This window comes from Streptomyces sp. NPDC020845, from assembly GCF_044334165.1.
Classification (GTDB): Bacteria; Actinomycetota; Actinomycetes; order Streptomycetales; family Streptomycetaceae; genus Streptomyces.
In genome coordinates, this window is the sequence record NZ_JBIRSJ010000082.1 from 1 (window position 1) to 1,501 (window position 1,501).

At 66.8% G+C, this 1,501-nt stretch carries 2 protein-coding genes; both read right to left on the reverse strand.

The window, feature by feature from the left end; translation table 11 throughout:
- Positions 1-128: 128 nt before the first annotated feature.
- Positions 129-1,052 carry an IS3 family transposase gene (locus tag ACH4U7_RS53160; protein WP_398534940.1) on the reverse strand — a complete coding sequence of 308 codons (924 nt, stop codon included), beginning with the start codon at positions 1,050-1,052 and terminating at the stop codon, positions 129-131.
- On the reverse strand, positions 1,049-1,357 hold the full coding sequence (locus tag ACH4U7_RS53165; protein ID WP_398534941.1) for a transposase: 309 nt from the start codon (positions 1,355-1,357) through the stop codon (positions 1,049-1,051). The genes ACH4U7_RS53160 and ACH4U7_RS53165 overlap by 4 nt, the downstream gene beginning before the upstream one ends.
- Positions 1,358-1,501 lie beyond the last annotated feature (144 nt).

The following is a 1,501-nucleotide window of genomic DNA, read 5'->3' on the forward strand; positions in this document are numbered from 1 at the left end:
CTTCACCCGGAAGCAATAGCCGACGGAACCTCCACCAGCGACCTTGCGCCCACCCCCAGCCGGAAACGGACATAGCCTTACGAACCGCCCACTAAGGTGAGCTTCCCCCGCTGTGTGGGAGGTGCTGACTAGCTGGTCAGGGCGGGTTTACGGGGTCTCAGGTTCACTGGTTCGGCCGCTGCCTGGTTGGCGTAGTGCTTCTCCTCGAACTCGATGGGGCTGAGGTAGCCGAGTCGTTTCTGGATGCGGCGGGGGTTGTAGAACCCGTCGATGTACTCGAAGAGCGCGAGGTTCGCCTCGGCCCGGGTGGCGAACACCCGGCCGCGGACGCACTCGGTCTTGATCAGCATCCACAGGTTCTCGGCCAGCGCGTTGTCGTAGGAGTCGCCCACCGATCCCATGGATGCCTTAATTCCTGCCCGCACCAGGCGTGTTGTGAGCTTGATGGACGTGTACTGACAGCCGTGGTCCGCATGGTGAATGAGCGTGCCGGGCTCGACCTCACGGGACGCGAGCGCGTACTCCAGCGTGGTCAGGACCAGGTCGGCGTCCGCGCGGGCGGAGGTCTCCCAGGCGACCACCCGGCGGGAGAACGCGTCCCTGATCGCCGAGAGCCACAGTGGTCCTTCCAGCGTGGAGACCATGGTCAGGTCGGTGACCCACAGCCGGTCCGGCTCGCTCGCGGTGAAGTCGCGCCGCACCAGGTCCGGGGCAAGGTCAGCGTCCGGGTCACGGCGGGTGAAGCCCTTGCCGGTGCGGCGGGGGCTGATGCCGGCGAGGCCGGCTTCCCGCATCAGCCGCTCGACCCGTTTGCGGCCGATCGCCACGCCGTCGCGTTTGAGGACGGCATGCACGCGCGGTGAGCCGTAGATGCCTCCGGAGTCCTCGTGGATCTGGCGGATCTGCTCGGTCAGCTCCGCGTCCTGACGTCTTCTGTCGCACGGCTCCTTCTCCGCCTGGAGCCGGCGGTAGTAGGTGGAGGTGGGGATGTGCAGTTCCCGGAGTACGGGCTCGACCCCCAGGTGCGGGTGCTCATCGACGAGCGCTCTCACCTGGGCCGGGTCGGGTCGAGCTGCGCGGCGAAAAAAGCCGAGGCCGTCCGCAGGACCTCGTTCGCCCTGCGCAGCTCGCGCACCTCGCGGCGCAGCTGGGCAAGCTCTTCCTTCTCCTCGGTGGTGAGCAGGTCGTCCCGCTCGCCGGCATCCGCCTCGGCCTGCCGGATCCAGCCGCGCAGGGCCTCGTGATGCACGCCGAGTTCCTCGGCCATGCGGCGGATGACAGGCTTCGGTTCCGACGCGCGGTACATCCGCACCGCACGTTCACGCAACTCCAGCGGGTATTTCCTGGGGGCAGGCATCGTCAGATCTCCTCTCGTGAGATTCATCTGACCTGCTGTCACCACTCCTCGCATCTCGGGGTGCCTCTGTGTCTTGTCAAGTCGCCTGAGATGACTGGTGTTTGGCCTTGCGTTCGTCGGCGATCATCACGCGCCACACGTGGT